Source organism: Pseudomonas sp. TH49 (assembly GCF_016650625.1).
Taxonomy (GTDB): Bacteria; Pseudomonadota; Gammaproteobacteria; order Pseudomonadales; family Pseudomonadaceae; genus Aquipseudomonas; species Aquipseudomonas fluorescens_H.
The window spans coordinates 2562334-2583161 of record NZ_JAEKFL010000001.1 but is presented as its reverse complement, the minus strand read 5'-3'; the positions used below and the strand labels follow the sequence as shown (position 1 = coordinate 2583161).

19 protein-coding genes, 4 tRNA genes and 1 pseudogene are annotated in these 20828 nt (G+C 60.0%); 13 read left to right on the top strand and 11 right to left on the bottom strand.

What is annotated here, in order from left to right; translation table 11 throughout:
- Window positions 1-17 precede the first annotated feature (17 nt).
- The 4 genes from JFU48_RS11790 (at window position 18) to JFU48_RS11775 (ending at window position 5520) form a co-directional block, all read left to right on the top strand.
- The gene (locus JFU48_RS11790) at window positions 18-890 is read left to right on the top strand and encodes an oxygenase MpaB family protein (protein ID WP_103521369.1); all 873 of its coding nucleotides are present in this window, start codon (window positions 18-20) and stop codon (window positions 888-890) included.
- A 149-nt stretch (window positions 891-1039) separates the two neighbouring features.
- Window positions 1040-2056: a class I SAM-dependent rRNA methyltransferase gene (locus JFU48_RS11785; protein WP_103521370.1), complete on the top strand. Its 1017-nt coding sequence runs from the start codon at window positions 1040-1042 to the stop codon at window positions 2054-2056.
- Window positions 2057-2275: 219 nt separating this feature from the next.
- Entirely contained in the window at window positions 2276-5224 is a 2949-nt protein-coding gene (locus JFU48_RS11780; RefSeq protein WP_201136563.1) for a DUF748 domain-containing protein, read from the top strand.
- Window positions 5224-5520 (top strand): DUF2845 domain-containing protein, encoded by a 297-nt coding sequence (locus JFU48_RS11775; protein ID WP_201136562.1) that lies wholly within the window; start codon window positions 5224-5226, stop codon window positions 5518-5520. Before JFU48_RS11780 ends, JFU48_RS11775 begins: the two co-directional genes overlap by 1 nt.
- Window positions 5521-5789: 269 nt before the next feature.
- Here JFU48_RS11775 and JFU48_RS11770 read toward each other — a convergent pair whose 3' ends face one another.
- Both JFU48_RS11770 and JFU48_RS11765 read right to left on the bottom strand, forming a co-directional pair.
- Window positions 5790-6146 carry a BON domain-containing protein gene (locus tag JFU48_RS11770; protein WP_103484968.1) on the bottom strand — a complete coding sequence of 119 codons (357 nt, stop codon included), beginning with the start codon at window positions 6144-6146 and terminating at the stop codon, window positions 5790-5792.
- 300 nt (window positions 6147-6446) lie between these two features.
- Window positions 6447-6887 carry a pilin gene (locus tag JFU48_RS11765; RefSeq protein WP_003228285.1) on the bottom strand — a complete coding sequence of 147 codons (441 nt, stop codon included), beginning with the start codon at window positions 6885-6887 and terminating at the stop codon, window positions 6447-6449.
- 228 nt (window positions 6888-7115) lie between these two features.
- Here JFU48_RS11765 and pilB point away from each other — a divergent pair, with 228 nt between their 5' ends.
- The 5 genes from pilB to yacG are packed head-to-tail and all read left to right on the top strand — an operon-like array spanning window position 7116 to window position 11724.
- On the top strand, window positions 7116-8816 hold the full coding sequence (pilB, locus tag JFU48_RS11760) for a type IV-A pilus assembly ATPase PilB (RefSeq protein WP_103521946.1): 1701 nt from the start codon (window positions 7116-7118) through the stop codon (window positions 8814-8816).
- 2 nt (window positions 8817-8818) lie between these two features.
- Window positions 8819-10036: a type II secretion system F family protein gene (locus tag JFU48_RS11755; RefSeq protein WP_201136561.1), complete on the top strand. Its 1218-nt coding sequence runs from the start codon at window positions 8819-8821 to the stop codon at window positions 10034-10036.
- A gap of 1 nt (window position 10037) precedes the next feature.
- Window positions 10038-10910, top strand: coding sequence for a prepilin peptidase (locus JFU48_RS11750; RefSeq protein WP_201136560.1), 873 nt, complete (start codon window positions 10038-10040; stop codon window positions 10908-10910).
- Complete coding sequence (gene coaE / locus JFU48_RS11745) at window positions 10907-11530, top strand: dephospho-CoA kinase (protein WP_003228293.1); 624 nt, start codon at window positions 10907-10909, stop codon at window positions 11528-11530. The genes JFU48_RS11750 and coaE overlap by 4 nt, the downstream gene beginning before the upstream one ends.
- Complete coding sequence (gene yacG, locus JFU48_RS11740; RefSeq protein WP_003228296.1) at window positions 11527-11724, top strand: DNA gyrase inhibitor YacG; 198 nt, start codon at window positions 11527-11529, stop codon at window positions 11722-11724. Before coaE ends, yacG begins: the two co-directional genes overlap by 4 nt.
- 2 nt (window positions 11725-11726) lie before the next feature.
- Here yacG and JFU48_RS11735 read toward each other — a convergent pair whose 3' ends face one another.
- Together JFU48_RS11735 and JFU48_RS11730 are read right to left on the bottom strand one after the other, a co-directional pair.
- The gene (locus tag JFU48_RS11735) at window positions 11727-11942 is read right to left on the bottom strand and encodes a hypothetical protein (protein WP_003228298.1); all 216 of its coding nucleotides are present in this window, start codon (window positions 11940-11942) and stop codon (window positions 11727-11729) included.
- A gap of 65 nt (window positions 11943-12007) precedes the next feature.
- The gene (locus JFU48_RS11730; protein WP_103484970.1) at window positions 12008-12697 is read right to left on the bottom strand and encodes an energy-coupling factor ABC transporter permease; all 690 of its coding nucleotides are present in this window, start codon (window positions 12695-12697) and stop codon (window positions 12008-12010) included.
- 118 nt (window positions 12698-12815) lie between these two features.
- Between JFU48_RS11730 and JFU48_RS11725 the strand changes: the two genes are divergently transcribed.
- From JFU48_RS11725 to JFU48_RS11710, 4 genes are all read left to right on the top strand, one after another.
- A complete protein-coding gene (locus JFU48_RS11725) occupies window positions 12816-13442 on the top strand; it encodes a DUF1780 domain-containing protein (RefSeq protein ID WP_003228301.1) in 627 nt (208 codons plus the stop codon).
- A complete protein-coding gene (locus tag JFU48_RS11720; RefSeq protein WP_003228303.1) occupies window positions 13439-13966 on the top strand; it encodes an MOSC domain-containing protein in 528 nt (175 codons plus the stop codon). The genes JFU48_RS11725 and JFU48_RS11720 overlap by 4 nt, the downstream gene beginning before the upstream one ends.
- Before the next feature lie 51 nt (window positions 13967-14017).
- Window positions 14018-14191 (top strand): DUF3094 family protein, encoded by a 174-nt coding sequence (locus tag JFU48_RS11715; RefSeq protein ID WP_003228304.1) that lies wholly within the window; start codon window positions 14018-14020, stop codon window positions 14189-14191.
- A 63-nt stretch (window positions 14192-14254) separates the two neighbouring features.
- Complete coding sequence (locus tag JFU48_RS11710; protein WP_003228306.1) at window positions 14255-15553, top strand: NAD(P)/FAD-dependent oxidoreductase; 1299 nt, start codon at window positions 14255-14257, stop codon at window positions 15551-15553.
- A gap of 151 nt (window positions 15554-15704) precedes the next feature.
- Here the strand turns inward: JFU48_RS11710 and JFU48_RS29935 are convergent, their stop codons facing one another.
- From JFU48_RS29935 to clpB, 7 genes and pseudogenes are all read right to left on the bottom strand, one after another.
- A complete protein-coding gene (locus JFU48_RS29935; RefSeq protein ID WP_446739774.1) occupies window positions 15705-16568 on the bottom strand; it encodes a methyl-accepting chemotaxis protein in 864 nt (287 codons plus the stop codon).
- Window positions 16560-17330: pseudogene (locus JFU48_RS29930) on the bottom strand (MCP four helix bundle domain-containing protein); the annotation flags it as partial. The gene JFU48_RS29935 and the pseudogene JFU48_RS29930, both read right to left, overlap by 9 nt.
- 161 nt (window positions 17331-17491) lie before the next feature.
- Window positions 17492-17568 (bottom strand) — tRNA-Pro (locus JFU48_RS11700).
- Between the two features lie 97 nt (window positions 17569-17665).
- Window positions 17666-17741: transfer RNA gene (locus tag JFU48_RS11695), tRNA-Lys, on the bottom strand.
- 5 nt (window positions 17742-17746) lie between these two features.
- Window positions 17747-17823 (bottom strand) — tRNA-Pro (locus JFU48_RS11690).
- 9 nt (window positions 17824-17832) lie between these two features.
- Window positions 17833-17908: transfer RNA gene (locus tag JFU48_RS11685), tRNA-Asn, on the bottom strand.
- Window positions 17909-18203: 295 nt separating this feature from the next.
- Window positions 18204-20768 carry an ATP-dependent chaperone ClpB gene (gene clpB, locus JFU48_RS11680; RefSeq protein WP_201136558.1) on the bottom strand — a complete coding sequence of 855 codons (2565 nt, stop codon included), beginning with the start codon at window positions 20766-20768 and terminating at the stop codon, window positions 18204-18206.
- Window positions 20769-20828 lie beyond the last annotated feature (60 nt).

Sequence of the window (20828 nt, the reverse complement as noted above, 5' to 3'; positions counted from 1 at the left end):
ACCACCAATGAGTTGTCATGGAATTCATCCGCAGCCGTATCGAAAACCAACTCATGAGCCTGACCGGTCTGTCCCTCGGTCAGCTCGATCTGGAAAATCCCAAGGGCGATCCCGGGCTGTTCGGGCCGGACTCGGTCAGTTGGCAAGTGCATGGCGACTTCAGCAGCATGCTGATCGGCGGCATCAGCGCGTTGTTGCTGCAAGCCCTGCATCCGCTGGCGCTGGCCGGGGTCTGGGATCATTCGAACTTTCGTCAGGACATGCTCGGACGCCTGCGCCGCACCAGTCAGTTTGTCTCCGGCACCACGTTCGGCTCGCGCCGGGATGCCGAATGGCTGATCGACAAGGTGCGCACCATACACCTGCAAGTGGTCGGCACTGCGCCGGATGGCCGGCCGTATGCGGCCAGCGATCCGGACCTGTTGACCTGGGTGCATGTGGCCGAGGTCAGCCATTTTCTTGCGGCACATTTGCGTTACCGCAATCCGCAATTGTCGGGGGCGGATCAGGATCGTTATTACGCGGAAATCGCCGTGGTCGCCGAGCGCCTGGGTGCGCGGGATGTGCCGAAATCGCGGCAAGCCGTGGCCGACTATCTGCAACGCATGCGCCCGCAATTGCTCTGTGATGAGCGCAGCCGCGAAGTCCTGCGCCTGCTGCTCGACGCGCCAGCCCCGAGCGTGCTCGCTCGACCGTTTGGTGACCTGATGATGAAGGCCGGCATCGATCTGCTGCCGGACTGGGCCAGTGATCTGTTCGGCATACGGCAGAACCCGCTGCAACGCCAGCTGATCCGCGCCAGCGTCAAGCGCAGTGCGCCGATGCTGCGCTGGGCGATGCGCAACGGTTCGGTGCAGCGGGCCAAACGCCGAATGGGACTGCTCACCTAAAAGCTTCGCGAGCAGGCTCGCTCCCACAGGAGATTTGATTTGCAGCATAGATCCTGTGTGGGAGCGAGCCTGCTCGCGAAGGGCGCAACTCGATTGCCCGCCAAACTGCTAAACTCCCGCGCCCCAATCCTCACCAGCAAGGCGCACGCATGTCTTCCTTGAATCAGGCGCTGCGCGCCGCCCTCGATCAACGCCAGGATCTGCTCGCTGAGCTGCACAGCCAGGGCACCGATTGCTATCGCCTGTTCCACGGCAGCCAGGAAGGCGCCGGAGGCCTGACCGTCGACCGCTACGGCCCGCAATTGCTGGTGCAAAGTTTTCATCAGACGCTGGAGCGTGACGACCTGCTGCAACTGCACGCCATGGTCAACCAGACCCTGGGCTTTGAAACGCTGCTGGTCTACAACGACCGCTCCCGCGGCAACTCGCGGATCGATCGCGAAGACAGCGTCTACCGCGCCGACGAGGCCGCCCTGGCGGATCTGGTCGGGCACGAATGGGGCCTGAACTATCGCGTGCGTGGGCGCCATGCCGGGCAGGACCCGCTGCTGTTCCTCGACCTGCGCAACACCCGCGGCTGGGTCAAGGATCACGCCAAAGGCAAAAGCGTGCTCAACCTGTTCGCCTACACCTGCGGCGTCGGCCTCAGTGCCGCTGCCGGTGGCGCGCGCGAAGTGTGCAACCTGGATTTCGCCGAAGGCAATCTGGCAGTCGGCCGCGAAAACGGTCTGCTCAATCCGCAGTTGCCCGAGATGCAATTTATCCAGTCCGATTACTTTCCGGCGATCCGTCAACTTGCCGGGCTGCCGATCAGCCAGCGGCGCGGGCAGAAACTGCCGAGCTATCAGCGTCTCGACCAGCGTCAATACGACCTGGTGCTGCTTGATCCACCGGCCTGGGCCAAGAGCGCGTTCGGCACCGTCGACCTGCTGCGCGACTATCAGAGCCTGCTCAAACCGGCACTGCTGACCACCGCCGACAACGGCGTACTGATCTGCTGCAACAACCTGGCAAAAGTCAGCATGGATGACTGGCGTGAACAGGTCCTGCGCTGCGCCGAAAAGGCCGGGCGCCCGGTGCGCGAATGGAGCGTGATGACCCCGGGCGCGGACTTCCCGTCGCGTGATCAACAGCCACCGCTGAAAACCCTGATCCTGCAGCTGTAGCCCTCCTCTGCGGCTGACAACTGTCCAAAGTGGGAGCGGGCTTGCTCGCGAAAGCGGTGTATCAGCCACCAGATAAGGTGACTGATAGAACGCCTTCGCGAGCAAGCCCGCTCCCACAGGGTTTTGCGATCCTACAGAACAATCTGAACAATCCTGCACCCCACGATGTACTTCGGAACCAGAATCGCGTGCCATACTCCAAGGCACTCCGATTCAGAGATGAAGCCGCACATGCCCAAAGGATTGATTCGCGCGATTGGCGCCTTGTTGACTGCTCTGGCCCTCTACAGCCTGCTGGGGTTTCTGATTTTACCGGGCATCGCCCTGCGCATCGCCAACCAGCAGTTGGCCAACTACGCCACGGTGCCGGCGCATATCCAGCGCATCGAACTCAATCCGTTCAGCCTTGAAGTCACCCTGTGGGGGCTGGTCATCGGTGAGCCGGGCAAGGAGCAGGTCGGTTTCGAGCGGCTGTACGCCAACCTGCAACTCGACAGCCTGTGGACCAAGGCGCTGCATCTGGCCGATATCGAGCTGGACAAGCCCAAGACCGAAGTCCTCTTCGCCAAGGACGGCCAGCTCAATCTGCTGGGCCTGTTCAAAATTCCCGCCAGCGAGCCGACCCCGGCCGACCCGAATGCCAAGCCGTTCCCGCTGCGCATCGACCGCATTCAACTGGCCGGGGGCAACGTGCATTTCCAGGACGCCCGGCCGAGCGAGCCGATCGAGTTTCTCTACGACAAACTCGACTTCGAACTGAAAAACCTCAGCACCCTGCCCGAAGACAATGCCGACATGACCCTGGTGGCTGCCGGCCCGGCCGGTGGGCAGATCGACTGGAAAGGCAACTTCAGCCTGATCCCGTTCACCTCCGAAGGCACTTTGAAAGTCACCGACGGCAAGATGAAATCCTTCTGGCCCTACGTGCGCGATGCGCTGCCCTTGGTGCTCGAAGACGGCGTGATCAACCTCAGCACCGAATACAAACTGAATCTGTCGAAAGAAACCGAACTGCTGTTGAACAACGTCGCGGTGAGCATTGCGCCGTTCGCGATCAAGGCGCCGGACGGCCGCCCGCTGGCGAATCTCGAACGCCTGGATGTCAGCGAGACCTCGGTCGACCTGGCCAAACAGCAAGTGGTGGTCGGCAAGATCCGCAGCAACAAACTGGAAACCTGGGCCGCGCTCGAAGCCGACGGCCAGCTCGACTGGCAGAAACTGTTCGCCAGCCAGCCTTCGAAACCGGCCGCCAAGGCCGCCGCCGAACCCAAGTCCACTCCGGCCGCCGCCGACTCGCCGAAAGCGCCGGCCGCGCCGAGCAAGCCTTGGCAAGTGCTGCTCAAAGACGTACAGCTACGCAACTACACCGTGCATCTCGCCGACCGTTCGGCCAACCCGCCGGTGGCGCTGGACATCACCCCGCTGAACATCGACCTGCAGGATTTCGACAGCCTCAACGGCTCGCCTTTCAAGGTCAGACTCGACAGCGGCTTGGGCAAACAAGGCAAGATCAACGCCGACGGCGTGGTCAACCTCGCGCCGGTCACCGCCCAGCTCAACGTGAAAACCCAGGACATCGACCTGCGTGTCGCGCAGTCCTACATCAATCCGTTCATTCGCCTGGAGCTGCGCAGCGGCATGCTCGGCAGCGACCTCAAGGTCAACCTCAAGAGCACCGCCCCCCTGGCACTCGGCGTGACCGGGCGTGCGCAGATCGATCAATTGCACACCCTCGACACCCTGAAAACCCGCGACTTCCTCAAGTGGCAGCAAGTGGTGGTTGAAGGCATCAACTATCAACACGGTGACAGCCTGTCGATCGACAAGGTCAACCTGTTCCAGCCGTATGTGCGGTTCATGATCAACGATGACCGCACCACCAACATTGACGACCTGCTGATCCCGCAGCCCGCCAACAGCGGTGCGAAACCTGCCGCGGCGAAACCGCCCAGCAAAGATAAACCACTGGGCATTCACATCGGCGCGATTGCGATCAACGACGGCTCGGCCAACTTCGCCGACTTCAGCCTGACGCCGAATTTCGCTACGGCGGTGCAACAGCTCAACGGCCAGATCGGTACCATCGACAGCCGTCAGGCGAAACCGGCCAGCGTCGACGTCAAGGGCAAGGTCGATCGCTATGCACCGGTGACCATCAAAGGTGCGGTCAACCCGTTCGATCCGATGGCCAGCCTCGACATCGCCACCAGCTTCAAACGTGTCGAACTGACGACACTGACGCCGTACTCCGGCAAGTTCGCCGGTTACCGCATCCGCAAGGGCCGGCTCAACCTCGACCTGCACTACCTGATCACCAAGGGCCAGTTGAAGGCTGAAAACAAAGTGGTGGTCGAGCAACTGCAACTCGGCGAGAAAGTCGACAGCCCGGATGCCGTGAGCCTGCCGCTGAAACTGGCGATTGCCCTGCTCAAGGACGTCGATGGCAAGATTTCCATCGAGCTGCCGGTGACTGGCGATCTGAATAACCCACAGTTCAGCGTGATGCCGATTGTCTGGCAGACCCTGCGTAATCTCATCGTCAAAGCTGCCGCGGCACCGTTCAAGCTGATTGGCGGGCTGATCAACGGCGGCGGCTCCGAAGACCTCGGCACCGTATCCTTTGCCCCGGGGTCCAGCGACCTGAGCAAGGACGCCCAGTCGGCGCTGGACAAACTGTCCCAAGCCCTCAAGGAACGTCCGGCCCTGCGCCTGGAAATCGAAGGCACCGCCGCTCAGAGCAGCGACGGTCCGTTGATCGCCGAGCAGCGTCTGGAACGTGAATACCAGTACAACTACTACAAGATGCTCCAGCGCCGAGGCGACAAAGTCCCGGCTCAGGCTTCCCTGCTGCAGGTGCCGGACAGCGAAAAAGGCCCGCTGCTCGAAGGCATCTACCGCACCCGACTGAAAACCCAGCCACCGGCCGAATGGAAGGATCTGGGCAAGGAAGAACGCACGGCGAAAATGCGTGACGGCGTGATCAAGTTCTGGAGTTCCAGCGATGTGCTGCTGCGGCAGTTGGGTCAGGAACGCGCCAGCAGCATCAAGGACTACCTGGTCGACAAGGGCCAACTGGCGGATGACCGGGTGTACTTCATCGACGCCAACCTTGGCGAAGCCGAAAGCGATGGTCGGGTCGTGACGCAAATGCACCTGGACGCCGAGTGATGAACCACAACTGGCTGGTTGCAATAGCGCTGATGCTCGCCGCCAGCCCGGCGCTGGCCTCCGACACGCTGCGCTGTGGCAGTCAGTTGGTCAGTCTCGGCGACCGCACCAGCGAAGTGCTGCAAAAGTGTGGCGAACCGGTCAGCCGCGATGTCCTCGGCTACAAGCGCAGCACCAATCGCCGCGAAGAGTTTCAGGTCGAGGAATGGACCTACGGCCCGAGCAACGGTATGTACCAGTACCTGCGCTTTGAAGGCAATCGCCTGCGGCAGATCAACAGCAAGCGCGGTAACTGAACCACAACCTATATCCCTGTGGGAGCGGGCTTGCTCGCGAATGCGGTGTGTCAGCAGGCATATTCATCAGCTGACACACTGCATTCGCGAGCAAGCCCGCTCCCACATTCAGCTTTTGCTGATCTGAAATAGAACAGGCCCCGACACAAGTGCCGGGGCCCGTAATGGTCACGTCCGTGTGACCGTTCGCATGAACTCTAAAGTTGCGTCAGACGTATTGCTCGGCCCGTCTGTCGCGCCTTCTCCCGGTCCAGGCGAGAAGTCATGCCTTACTCGGCTTTCAGGCCGTCAGCGGAGACCGCTTTAACGCCTTTGATTTTCTTGGCGATAGCCACTGCCGTGGTTTTCTGAGCCTCGGTGATGGCTACAGTCGACGACAGCGATACAACACCTTTGTTGGTTTCAACTTTGATGTCAGTGCCTGGAATGCCTTTTTCGGTTACCAGGTCGCTTTTGACTTTGGTAGTGATCCAGGTATCGGAAGTAGCTTCTTTAGCCTTGGTCATTTCACCAGCAGCCAGAGTCATTGGAGCCTGAGTAGCCTGGGTGGTTTGTGCGAAAGCACCGGAAGCCATGGTCAGGGTCAGCGCGGTAGCAGCAGCGGCAGTGATAGCGAACTTCTTCATACGAGTAACTCCTGTTTTTCTGGAAAGTCTGCTGGTTGTCTTGTCAGCAGGGTTACTGGGTATATTGCGAAGGCTGTGCCAACTTTTCGAAAGACAATAAATCGTTATAAATCAATTAGTTATGAATTAGTCAAATTTTCGGAATCATGCAATTTGCATGACGCATGCATTATCGACATGCAAGTTGCGGCTTTTCGGAAAGTTCCTAACACGCTGAAATTATTGAAGCTTTTTTCCAGCGCAAAAAGGCAAAAAAAATGCCCCGCATGGCGGGGCATCTCAGGCCGTTTGCTGACTAGATCAGGCACCGGTACCCGCGCAACCTTTAGGCGCGTAGTCCGGGTTGACGGTCGACGCACAGCTCCAGACGCCGGAGGTGTTGCCGGTTGCAGCCCCCGTGCGGGTAAGGGTGATGGTTTTACCCAGCACCGGGCCCGGGGCGTTGACCAGTGTGCAGGTAATGGTGCCGGCACCTGTCGCAGCTGTTCCCGAAGCCGCCAGTGTGCAGTTGGAGGTAGTAGCTGTGGCACTACCGGCCACAAGTAACAGGGTTGGATCGGTACCTTGATTAATGGTGTCCTCGAACGGCACCTTCAGCGCGCTGATTTCGGCCAGACCTGCCGTCACCTTCGAACGCGCCTGATACTTGGAGTATTGCGGCAGGGCGATGGTCGCCAGAATCCCGATGATCGCCACCACGATCAGCAGCTCGATCAGAGTGAAACCTTTTTGGTTGTTCATAGACAGGCTCTCCATGCATGAGTCGGAATCTCATGATCTGCAAAGGGCTCAGCATAGGCCGTGCCAACCGCTTGCAGACCCCGTGCGCTCGGCATAAAGGGGCCGTGTCGCGCTTTCCTACAACCCGTAACCGCACTATCTGACACTTTTTGTCACCTGTACCGGGCGTGTTTGGCGCTGTCACTTGACTAGGCTATAAGTCATGAACTGTCAGCATCCGGAATCCCCATGAATGACATCGCTCTGAGCGGTCTGGCCAAGCAATTGGTACAGGCCGAACTGCTTACGGAAAAAAGCGCCCAGCAGGCCTGGCAACAGGCGCAGCGCAATCGGCTGTCGCTGGTCAGTTACCTGGTGCAGAACAAACTGGTGAAGAGCTCACAGGTCGCCGAGATCGCTTCCGAGCATTTCGGCATGGCCTTCATGGACCTCAATTGCCTGGACAAGGAAACCCAGCCCAAAGGCCTGGTCAGTGAAAAACTGGTGCGCCAGCACCACGCCCTGCCCTTGTGGCGCCGTGGCAACAAACTGTTCGTGGGCATTTCCGACCCGAGCAATCATCAGGCGATCAATGACATTCAGTTCAGCACCGGGCTGAGCACCGAAGCCATTCTGGTGGAGGACGACAAGCTCACCGAGGCCATCGAGAAATTCTTCGACACCCATACCAGCGGCCTCGAAGACATGGCCGACGTCGATCTCGACGGCGTGGATGTCGAGTCCGTCGACGACAGCCGCCAGGACGCCATCGGCGGGCTCGACGCCGATGACGCGCCGGTCGTACGTTTCGTGCACAAGATGCTGCTCGACGCGATCAAAAGTGGCTCGTCGGACCTGCACTTCGAACCCTACGAAAAAAACTTCCGGGTGCGGGTGCGTACCGACGGCATCCTGCGCGAGGTGGCCAAACCGCCGATCCAGTTGGCCGGGCGAATCGCCGCACGCCTGAAAGTCATGGCCAGCCTGGATATCTCGGAGCGCCGCAAACCCCAGGACGGGCGGATCAAGATGCGCCTGTCGAAGACCAAGTCGATCGACTTCCGGGTCAACACCCTGCCGACCCTGTGGGGCGAAAAAGTGGTGATCCGGATTCTCGATCCCTCCAGCGCGCAGATCGGCATCGATGCGTTGGGTTACGAGCCGGCGCAGAAAGACCTGTACATGGCAGCGCTCAAGCAGCCCCAAGGGATGATTCTGGTGACCGGGCCTACCGGGTCGGGGAAAACCGTATCGCTGTACACCGGCCTCAATATCCTCAACACCGTCGACATCAACATTTCGACCGCCGAAGACCCGGTGGAAATCAACATGGAAGGCATCAACCAGGTCAACGTCAATCCCAAACAAGGGCTGGATTTTGCCCAGGCCCTGCGTTCGTTTCTGCGGCAGGACCCGGACGTGATCATGGTCGGGGAAATCCGCGATCTGGAAACCGCCGAAATCGCGATCAAGGCCGCGCAGACCGGCCACCTGGTGCTGTCCACGCTGCACACCAACAGCGCCGCCGAAACCCTGACCCGCCTGCACAACATGGGCATTCCCGGGTTCAACATCGCCACCTCGGTGAGCCTGATCATCGCCCAGCGTCTGGCGCGCAAGCTGTGCAGCCACTGCAAGAAACCGATCGAGATCCCCCGCGAAACGCTGATCAAGGAAGGTTTCCCGCCGGAACAGATCGGCAGTTTCACGATCTATGAGCCGGTCGGTTGCGACCTCTGCAACGGCGGCTACAAGGGACGCGTGGGGATTTACGAAGTGGTGAAAAACACCCCTGACCTGCAACGGCTGATCATGGCCGAAGGCAATTCGCTGGAAATCGACAGCCAGATGCGTCGCGACGGCTTCGACGACCTGCGCACCTCGGGCCTGCACAAGGCCATGCAAGGCATCACCAGCCTGGAAGAAATCAACCGGGTCACCAAGGACTGAACATGGCGGTCAAGGCAGCGAAAATCAGCATCTACGCCTGGGAAGGCACGGATCGCAAAGGCAGCAAGGTCACGGGCGAGTTGAGCGGGCAGAACCCCGCGCTGATCAAGGCCCAGCTGCGCAAACAAGGGATCAATCCAGGCAAGGTGCGCAAGAAATCCACCTCCTTGCTCAGCCTCGGCAAACGCATCAAGGCCCAGGACATCGCCCTATTCACGCGGCAGATGGCGACCATGATGAAGGCCGGCGTACCGCTGTTGCAGTCGTTCGACATCATTGGCGAAGGCTTCGACAACCCGGCGATGCGCAAACTGGTGGACGAGGTTAAGCAGGAAGTGGCCGCAGGCAACAGCTTTGCTGCGGCCCTGCGCAAGAAGCCGCAGTATTTCGATGAGTTGTATTGCAACCTGGTGGATGCCGGCGAGCAATCCGGCGCCCTCGATACGTTGCTCGAACGGGTCGCGACCTATAAGGAAAAAAGCGAAGCGCTCAAGGCCAAGATCAAGAAAGCCATGACCTATCCCGCCGCCGTGGTACTGGTGGCGATGGTGGTCACGGGGATTTTGCTGGTGAAAGTGGTGCCGCAATTCCAGGCGGTATTCTCCGGTTTCGGTGCTGAACTGCCGGCCTTTACCCTGATGGTGATCAGCATTTCGGAGTTCATGCAGCAATGGTGGTGGATAGTGCTCGGCGCCCTGATTGCGGCGGTGTTCGGCATCCGTCATGCGCTGAAGAAATCCCAGGCCTTGCGCGACCGCAAAGACACCTGGCTGCTGAAGCTGCCGCTGGTGGGCACGCTGATGTACAAATCGGCGGTGGCGCGATTCGCCCGCACCCTGTCGACCACCTTCGCCGCTGGCGTACCGCTGGTGGAAGCACTGGATTCGGTGGCCGGCGCCACCGGCAACGTGGTGTTCAAACGTGCCGTGCTGCGTATCCGCCAGGACGTCGCCACCGGCATGCAGCTGAATTTTTCCATGCGCAGCACCGGGATCTTCCCCAACATGGCGGTGCAGATGACCGCCATCGGTGAGGAGTCGGGCGCACTGGATGACATGCTCGACAAGGTCGCCGGTTTTTATGAGGACGAAGTGGATAACATGGTCGACAACCTCACCAGCCTGATGGAGCCGTTCATCATGGTGGTGCTCGGGGTCATCGTCGGCGGGCTGGTCGTGGCCATGTACCTGCCGATCTTCCAGCTTGGCTCAGCGATCTGACATGCCTATCGACGAACTCTTCAGTCTGTATCCGCTGGCCTTCGTACTCGCCGCCCTGCTGCTGGGGCTGGTGGTCGGCAGTTTTCTCAACGTGCTGGTCTGGCGTTTGCCGAAAATGCTCGAGCGCGATTGGCGCCAGCAGGCGCAGGACGTCCTTGGCCTGCCGAGCGAAACGCCGCTGCCGACCTACAACCTGATGCTGCCGCACTCCCAGTGCCCGCACTGCGGCCACCGGATTCGGGCGTGGGAAAACATTCCACTGCTCAGCTACCTGCTGTTGCGCGGACGCTGTTCGGCGTGTGCCGCCCCCATCAGCAAACGTTATCCCCTGACCGAACTGGCCTGCGGCCTGCTCTCGGCATTCGTCGCCTGGCATCTGGGGTTCGGCTGGCCGGCCGGTCTGTTGATCGTCCTCACCTGGGGGCTGCTGGCGATGAGTCTGATCGACACCGAACATCAACTGCTGCCCGATGTGCTGGTGTTGCCGTTGTTGTGGCTGGGGCTGATCGTCAACAGTTTCGGGCTGTTCGTCTCGCTAAACGCGGCGCTATGGGGCGCGGTGGCCGGTTACATGGCGCTGTGGTCGGTGTTCTGGCTGTTCAAACTGCTGACCGGCAAGGACGGCATCGGCCACGGCGATTTCAAGCTGCTGGCGCTGCTCGGGGCCTGGGGTGGCTGGCAGATTCTGCCGCTGACGATCCTGCTGTCATCGCTGGTGGGGGCGATTGTCGGGGTGATTCTGTTGCGTCTGCGCGAGCAGAAAACCTCGACGCCGATCCCCTTCGGCCCGTATCTGGCAATTGCCGGCTGGATTGCCTTGCTCTGGGGTGGTCAAATAACCGACTTCTATTGGCAGTTTGTCGGTTTGAAATGAATACCCCTGTGGAAAAACCCTGGATTCTCGGCCTGACCGGCGGCATCGGCAGCGGTAAAAGCGCCGCGGCCCAGCACTTCATCGATCTCGGAATCCATGTGGTCGACGCCGACCATGCGGCGCGCTGGGTGGTCGAGCCGGGACGTCCGGCACTGGCAAAGATTGCCGAGCACTTCGGCGCGGATGTGTTGCAGGCTGACGGCACGCTGAACCGCGCCGCCCTGCGCCAGCTGATCTTTGAAGTGCCGGAGGAACGCCGCTGGCTCGAAGCCCTGCTGCATCCGTTGATCGCCGAGGAAATCGCCCATCATCTGGCGCTGGCAAAATCGCCGTACGCGATTCTGGTGTCGCCGCTGTTGATCGAATCCGGGCAACACGCGATGACCCAGCGGATTCTGGTGATCGACGCCCCGCAACAACTGCAGATCGAACGCACCTTGCAGCGCGACCAGACCAGCGAACAGCAGGTCCAGGCGATCCTCAAGGCCCAGTCGAGCCGCGAAGATCGCGTGAGCCACGCCGACGATGTCGTGGTCAACGACCGCGACCTCGCCTGGCTGCACAGCGAAGTCGAGCGTCTGCATCACTTTTACCTGACTTTATCCGGAGGCCAGTCATGAGCCCTACAACCGTCGAATGCCCAACCTGCGGCGCCCCCGTGGAATTCACCCCCGAGAACAAATTCCGTCCGTTCTGCTCCGATCGCTGCAAGCTGATCGACCTCGGCGCCTGGGCGTCCGAAGAGCACAAGATTCCGGTCGCCCCGGATGCCGAAGACGAAATGTTCTCCGGCGATTTCGACCCGCGTCACTGAGATCAGGGCCGCATGAAGCCGTAGTCCTGATCGTCGTCGAGGTTTTCCGCGAGAAAGCGCAACTCGTCGGCCAGGTCTTCGGCGTTGCGCACCGTCTTGCTCTGTTGCACCACCGCGCTGAGCAAGGCGCGCAAACTCAGGCCCGGATCGAAACCCACCTCCAGCGCCATATCCAGACTCTGCCGTGTCTCCTGCCTCGCCCACTCGTAAACACTCATGCCGCTGCTCCTGAAGGAATTTGGCCGAGCATGAAATGCCGTGCGGGTGGCGGGTTTGATGTGGATCAAGACTTGGGGTCGTCGTCCTTCCAGGGCGCCGAAAGGTAGCGGGTGCGGTTGAAGGTTTCCAGCCACTCGGGGCTGAACACCACCAGCGCACTGATCACCATGCCGTTGATAAAGGCTTCGGGGAAAATCAGCAGCCACAGGTAGCCGATGAAGTCTTCCAGCCATTCCGGCATGGCGAACAGACCGTCGTACCACAGCAGGCCCAGGCTCAATGTCAGGCACAGCAACGCCGACAACGCCGCCGCAAAGAACCCGGAACAGAAGATGTACACAAACGGATTACGCGGCTGGGCACGCTCGACGATGATCGCCACGCACTCGGTGATCAACACCGGCAACAGGATCAGCAACGTACCGTTGACCCCGACCGCCGCCAGATCCTGGCGCCCGAGCAACACCAGCCCCAACTGCGCCACCAGCCCGCCGATGATCGCCAGCGGCCAGTCGAGCAGCAACGTCACGGCGGTCATGCCGATAAAGTGATAAGAAACCCCGGTGTCGAAATCCCTGCGCACCATCCACAGCAGAAACAAGGCGAACACCGTGCCGAACAGCAGATGCTGGCGGCGACTGTCAGTGAACAACTCGACCCACGGCGCACGACAGATCGCCCAGACCAGCACCGGCAGGTAAATCAGCCAGCCAAGTGTCAGGCTCGTCGACGACAGCAGTTCTGCACCGATCATGAATCCCTTACCTTCTCCATGGGTTTGATTCCTTCATCGGAGTCTACACCGCCCTCTTCCGGGCATCAGCCGATGCAAAGCTTTCTGCTTGTCGCATTTGAACGCTAAGCTTGGGCCTATGGATGACTCAGATTACTTACGCCTGCTGACCATTGCGGCCGAGCAAGCCAACGCGTTCCTGTCCAATGCCCGCAAATGGGAGCGTGAGCGTTGGGTCTGCCAGCGCCTGCTGCAAGGCTTGAACATCCCTTACCGCGCCGATGAGTTCGCCCCCGCCGGCGAGCCGCCGGACGTGCTGTTTCGCGATGCCAATTTCGAAGTGTTCTTCGTTCTCGATGAAGGCCGCCGACTCAACGACGAATGGCGCGATGAACTGCAACGTCGCCGCAGTGCGTTTTCCCTCAGCCAACTGGTGCGCCGTGAAGCCAAGCCACGGCGGATCCCGGCCAATGAGTTCTTGCTGCGACTGGCGCCGACCTTGCGCAAAAAAGCGCACAACTACAAAGAACGCGGTATGGATCTGGGTGAACTGGACATCATTGCCTTCGCCAGCCTCAAGCGCGAGGTGCTGGACCTGAACAGCCATTTTCCACCGCCGACCGAGTATCTGCGTCAGGGTTGGCGCTCGCTGTCGCTGGTCGGCCCGACCTTCGCCCGGGTGCTGTTCGCCCATCCCGATGCGCCGGACTTTCTGCGCAGCAACCTCGGTCGCAGCATCGTCTTCGATGTCGGGATCAGCCTGTGACGCCGCTGCAGCAGTTGATTGCCGACGTCCCGCAGACTGGCCGCGTACGCTGGATCGGCGTGCGCCCCGAGTCTCGCGGCCCGATGATCGAGCTCGACGCCGTCGAGGCACGGCTCGAAGCCGGATTGACCGGTGACCACGCCCGCCCCGGCGTGCGCAATGCGCGGCAAGTGACGTTGATTCAGTTCGAACACCTGGCGGTCATCAGCGCGTTGATGGGCCGGCCTGAAGATCAACCCGTGAGGCCTGAAGACCTGCGGCGCAATCTGGTCATCAGCGGTATCAATCTGTTTAGTCTCAAGGGTCGGCGCTTTCGCATCGGTCAGGCAATATTCGAGACCACCGGCTGGTGTCAGCCCTGCGCGCGCCTGCAAAACAACCTTGGCCCCGGCACCTTTCAAGCGGTGCGCGGGCATGGCGGAATTACCGCGCGGGTGTTACAAAGCGGGATCATTCGCCTCGACGACGGTGTTTCTGTCGAACCGGTTCCGGCCAGTGGCTATGCTGCATTCAACCCGGGTTAAAAACCGCTGTAGCTTCCCCACCTTCAGCAACGTCTACCTGACGAGGCCTTTATGACCAGCCGCCTGAACCCCGAAGACCAGAAGCATGTCGAAGAGTACCTGCAGTTGTCCCAACACCGTGTCGAGCGCCGGCCTTTCCGGCCGTGGATGCTTCTGGTGCTGGTGCTGGCAGTGACCATTGGTCTGGGCTTGCTGAGCCGATTAATCAGTTACCTGACGCTATGAGCTGCCTCGCGCTCGCTCGGGTAACCGCACCGATTTCCTTTAAAAACCTTGCGAGTTATCCCTATGTCCCATCGTATTGTTATTGTCGGCGGCGGCGCCGGCGGTCTGGAGCTGGCTACCCGTCTGGGTAAGACTCTGGGCAAGCGCGGCACGGCCAGTGTGATGCTGGTCGACGCGAACCTCACGCACATCTGGAAACCACTGCTGCATGAAGTGGCCGCCGGATCGCTGAACTCTTCCGAAGACGAACTCAACTATGTTGCTCAGGCGAAATGGAACCACTTCGAGTTCCAGCTGGGGCGCATGAGCGGGCTTGATCGCGCGCAGAAGAAAATCCAGCTGGCAGCCACCTACGACGAGAACGGCGTGGAACTGGTACCGGCTCGTGAAGTGGCCTACGACTCGCTGGTGATCAGTGTCGGCAGCACCACCAACGACTTCGGTACCCAGGGCGCGGCGCAGCACTGTCTGTTCCTCGACACTCGTAAACAGGCCGAGCGTTTTCACCAGCAACTGCTCAACCACTATCTGCGCGCGCATGCCGGGCAGACCGATGTGATCGAGCAGATCAGCGTAGCGATCGTCGGAGCCGGCGCCACGGGCGTCGAGCTGGCGGCAGAACTGCACAACGCGGCGCATGAGCTGGCTGCATACGGCCTGGACCGGATCAAACCGGAGAACATGCACATCACCCTGATCGAAGCCGGCCCTCGGGTGCTGCCAGCCCTGCCGGAGCGCATCAGCGGCCCGGTGCACAAGACTCTGGAGAAACTCGGGGTCAATGTGATGACCAACGCTTCGGTCAGCGAAGTGACCGCCGACAGCCTGATCACCGCCGATGGCAACGTCATCAAGGCCAGCCTGAAAGTCTGGGCTGCCGGGATTCGCGCGCCGGGTTTCCTCAAGGACATCGACGGTCTGGAAACCAACCGTATCAATCAGCTGCAAGTGCTGCCGACGTTGCAGACCACCCGCGACGAAAACATTTTCGCCTTCGGTGACTGCGCCGCGTGCCCGCAACCGGGTTCGGATCGCAACGTGCCACCGCGTGCGCAAGCCGCGCACCAACAAGCTTCGTTGCTGGCCAAGTCGCTCAAGCTGCGCATCGAAGGCAAAACCCTGCCGGAGTACAAATACACCGACTACGGCTCGCTGATTTCGCTGTCGCGCTTCTCGGCTGTGGGTAACTTGATGGGCAACCTGACCGGCAGTGTGATGCTCGAGGGCTGGCTCGCGCGGATGTTCTACGTGTCGCTGTACCGCATGCACCAGATGGCGCTGTACGGGCCGTTTCGCACGGCGATGCTGATGCTGGGCAGCAAGATCGGTCGCGGTACCGAGCCACGCTTGAAGCTGCATTGATTTAAAACGGTGGGAGCGGGCTTGCTCGCGAAGAGGTCGTGTCATTCAACATTCCTGTCGACTGATACACCGCTTTCGCGGGCAAGCCCGCTCCCACATTGTTTTGCGCAGCTCACAAATCCAGCTCACTCCTACAATCGATCTCTGTTCATCAGAGCTGGAAGCGCCGCACCATGCCTTGCAGCGCGTTGGCCAGTTGCGACAGTTCGTGACTCGACGCGCTGGTCTGATCGGCGCCCGCTGCCGAACGGACCGACAGGTCGCGAATGTTCACCAGGTTACGATCCACTTCCCGCGCAACTTGCGCCTGCTCTTCGGCGGCACTGGCGATCACCAGATTGCGCTCATGAATCTCATGCACTGACGCGGTGATGGTTTCCAGCGCCTCCCCGGCGCGCTCGGCCAACGCCAGCGTGGTCGTGGCCCGTGCAGCGCTGGCCTGCATCGAATCCAGCGCCAGGCTTGAGCCACTGCGCATGCCCTGCACCATCTGCTCGATCTCCTGCGTCGATTGCTGAGTGCGATAGGCCAGCGCCCGCACTTCATCGGCGACCACCGCAAAACCTCGTCCGCTCTCCCCTGCGCGGGCCGCCTCGATGGCGGCGTTGAGCGCAAGCAGGTTGGTCTGCTCGGCAATGGCACGGATCACATCCAGCACTTTGCCGATGTCCTGTGACTGGTTGGCCAGCGATTGCACCAACTCGCCGGTGTGCTGCACGTCGCTGGCCAGCGCATTGATGGCCGATGCGGTGTCGCTGACCCGCGCCTGTCCCCGTTGCGCCGACTCACTGGATTGACGGGTGGCATCGGACGTCGACACGGCATTGCGCGCGACTTCTTCAACGGCCGTGGTCATTTCATTGACCGCCGTGGCGGCCTGTTCGATTTCGTTGTTCTGCTGCTGCAGACCTTGTGTGCTGCCGAGCGTCACCGCATTCAGCTCATCAGCAGCGGTGGCCAGTTGCGTGGCCGAACCGCTGATGCCTTGCAGCGTTTCCCGCAGGTTCTGCTGCATGGTCGCCAGCGCCTTGAGCAAACGACTGACCTCATCGTTGCCGTGGGTTTCGATCGGTCGGGTCAGATCGCCCCGGGCCACGCTTTCGGCAGCGCTGACAGCGCTGCTCAGCGGACGGACGATGCTGCGGGTGAGCAACATGGCCAGGGCCACCGTGGCCAGCGCCGCCAGCGCGATGAACAGACTGACGATGGTGCGCGAGGTCTGATAGTGGTCAGCGGATTTCTGGCTTTCAGCGGCCACCTGTCTGGCGAACAGATCCGCCAGGTCATTGAGTTGCTTGCCGGAGCCGTCGACCACGGTTTTCATATCAATCAGCAGCAGTTTGGTCAGTGCGTCACGCTGGCCTTGATCGGCCAGGGTGAAGGATTGCGCGATACCGGTGCGATACTCGGCAAAGGTTTTTTTGAACTGGTCATAGAGCTGCTGGCCTTCCGGCGTGGTGACCAGTTTGTCGTAGGCGGCGATCTTCTCGCTCAGCTCCTTGTCGCGAGTGTCCATCTGGCTGCGGTAAGTCGCAATGTTCTTCGGATCCTGATCAAGTGCCATGCGCAGGGAAATCGTGCGGATCCGCAGCATCAACTCACGAATCTCGTCGCCGCCGCGAATGCTCGGCAGCCACTGGCTCTCTACCGCGACCTCACTGTCACGGATGCTCGACATCTGCCCCAAGGCAAATACCCCAAGCAACGCCACCAGTACCGCGATCAGGGCAAAACCCAGCGCGGCACGTGGAGCAATATTCAATTGACGAAGCAACATGAGGACGCCCTTATTCTTGTATTGGCCAGATTGAAGGGGCGAACAGCGGCAGTCCCCTCTCGTTAGCGGGCTATCGGCAAGTTGTACGATGACTTGAAGGGAATTGTCTTTCGCGAGGACAAAAAAAATCCCCGTATCTTTCGATACGAGGATTTTCAATATGGTCGGGGTAAGGGGATTCGAACTCCTGACATCCTGCTCCCAAAGCAGGCGCGCTACCGGACTGCGCTATACCCCGGTAAAAAAAAGGCGACCTTTCAAAGATCGCCTTCTTCGATCAGCGCTTTTGGCCTCTGATCTTAAGATTCGATCCCAGTGTTACCTGGTTTCAAAAATGGTGGGTCGTGTGGGATTCGAACCTACGACCAATTGGTTAAAAGCCAACTGCTCTACCAACTGAGCTAACGACCCAAAAATGGTCGGGGTAAGGGGATTCGAACTCCTGACATCCTGCTCCCAAAGCAGGCGCGCTACCGGACTGCGCTATACCCCGGTTTGAAATTGGCTCCGTGACCAGGACTCGAACCTGGGACCCAATGATTAACAGTCATTTGCTCTACCGACTGAGCTATCACGGAACTACATATTTCAATTTACAACGGTGAATCTTACAGCTCTTAGACGTCGTTCGCATCGCTGCGTTCGTGTGTCTGAGGCGCGCTATTCTACAACCTAGAACACCTCTGTCAACCCCCTAAATCGCTTTCAAGTTAATGATTTGCAACTTATTTCAGATTTCAGCTCAGTGAGCTGAGATGCTGCGGGTGACTGACTGCGGGGCGCACTTTACAAGCCTTTTCCTTAGAGTTCAACAGCCTAACGAAAAAAAGGCCTCGCAAAGCGAGGCCTTCCTTATTTCATTGGCTTTGCCGCTCAGTCGAAAACGATTTCGTCGTTCACGACCTTGCCGGTCGCCGTATCGCCCGGCAGGAAATGCCCTGACAGGATCAACTGCGCCAACGGGTTTTCGATCCAGCGCTGGATCGCACGTTTGAGCGGACGTGCGCCATACACCGGGTCGTAACCCACGGCAATCAACTTGTCCATGGCTTCCGGACTCAGTTCCAGCTTCAGCTCGCGCTCGGCCAGACGACTGCGCAGACGGCCCAGCTGGATCTCGGTAATGCCCGCGATCTGATCCCGCGCCAGCGGCTCGAAAATCACCACTTCGTCGACCCGGTTGATGAACTCCGGACGGAAGTGCGACGTCAGCGCGTCCATCACCGCTGCACGCTGGGCCTCACGGTCACCGACCAGTTCCTGGATCTGCGACGAACCGAGGTTCGACGTCATGACGATCACGGTATTGCGGAAATCCACCGTGCGCCCGTGACTGTCGGTCAGACGGCCGTCCTCCAGCACTTGCAGCAGGATGTTGAACACATCCGGGTGCGCCTTCTCGACCTCATCCAGCAGGATCACCGAGTAAGGCTTGCGACGCACCGCTTCGGTCAGGTAACCACCCTCCTCGTAGCCAACATAGCCTGGTGGTGCGCCGATCAGCCGTGCCACGGAATGTTTCTCCATGAACTCGGACATATCGATCCGCACCATCGCCTCTTCAGTATCAAAGAGGAATTCGGCCAGCGCCTTGCACAGCTCGGTTTTACCGACACCGGTCGGGCCGAGGAACATGAACGAGCCGCTTGGACGATTCGGATCCGCCAGCCCGGCACGCGAACGGCGCACCGCGTTGGAGACCGCAACCACCGCTTCGTCCTGACCGATCACGCGCTGGTGCAACAGGCTTTCCATCTTCATCAGCTTGTCGCGCTCGCCTTCGAGCATTTTCGACACCGGAATACCGGTCCACTTCGAAACGACTTCGGCGATTTCCTCTTCGGTCACCTTGCTGCGCAGCAACTGGTTTTCGCTCTTGCCGTGCTGGTCGACCATTTGCAGGCTGCGCTCCAGATCCGGGATCACCCCGTACTGCAATTCGGCCATGCGGTTGAGGTCGCCTTTACGGCGCGCCGCTTCCAGCTCCTGACGCGACTGCTCGATCTTTTGCTGAATCTGCGCCGAACCCTGTACCTCGGCTTTTTCCGAGTTCCAGATTTCTTCCAGATCCGAGTACTCACGCTCGAGACGGACGATTTCTTCCTGGAGTTTTTCCAGGCGTTTCATCGCCGCTTCATCGCTTTCTTTCTTCAATGCCTGGGACTCCACCTTCAACTGAATCAGGCGACGCTCCAGACGATCCAGCACTTCCGGCTTGGAGTCGATCTCCATGCGGATACGGCTGGCGGCCTCGTCGATCAGGTCGATGGCCTTGTCCGGCAGTTGCCGGTCAGTGATGTAACGATGGCTGAGCTTGGCCGCGGCGATAATCGCGCCGTCGGTGATCGCCACTTTATGGTGAACCTCATAACGCTCCTTGAGGCCACGCAGGATGGCGATGGTGTCTTCTTCGCTCGGCTCGTCCACCAGCACTTTCTGGAAACGCCGCTCAAGCGCCGCATCCTTCTCTATATATTGGCGGTACTCGTTGAGCGTGGTTGCGCCGACGCAGTGCAGTTCACCGCGCGCCAGTGCCGGTTTGAGCATGTTGCCGGCATCCATCGAGCCTTCGCCCTTGCCAGCGCCGACCATGGTGTGCAGTTCGTCGATGAACAGAATGATCTGCCCTTCCTGCTTCGACAGCTCGTTGAGCAGGGCTTTCAGGCGCTCTTCGAACTCACCGCGATACTTGGCACCGGCAATCAGCGCGCCCATGTCCAGCGACAGCAGACGTTTGCCCTTGAGGCCGTCCGGCACTTCACCGTTGATGATGCGCTGGGCCAGACCTTCGGCAATCGCGGTTTTACCCACACCAGGTTCACCGATCAGCACCGGGTTGTTCTTGGTGCGGCGCTGCAGAACCTGAATGGTGCGGCGAATTTCGTCGTCACGGCCGATCACCGGATCGAGCTTGCCTTCTTCGGCACGCTTGGTCAGGTCGACGGTGTATTTATCCAGCGCCTGACGCGACTCTTCGTGGTTGGCGTCATTCACCGCCTCACCACCGCGCAGGTTGTTGATCGCGTTTTCCAGGGCTTTCTTGCTCACGCCCTGGCCGAGCAGCAACTTGCCGAGCTTGCTGTTCTCGTCCATCGCGGCGAGCAGCACCAGCTCACTGGAAATGAACTGGTCGCCCTTCTGCTGGGCCAGACGATCCGCCTGATTGAGCAGACGCGCCAAGTCCTGCGACATGTTCACGTCGCCGGTCGGGTTCTGGATTTTCGGTAATTGGTCGAGCTCTTTGGTCAGCTCTTTACGCAAGCTGTTGACGTCGAAGCCGACTTGCATCAACAGGGGTTTGATCGAACCACCCTGCTGTTCAAGCATGGCTTGCATCAAGTGCGCCGGCTCGATGGCCGGATGATCGTGGCCGACAGCCAGGGATTGGGCGTCGGACAACGCCAACTGAAGTTTGCTGGTTAAACGGTCTATACGCATGGGGTCACCTTCCTTTTGAGCAGGCCGGACCTAAAAACCATCCTGAATAAAGAAACCTGC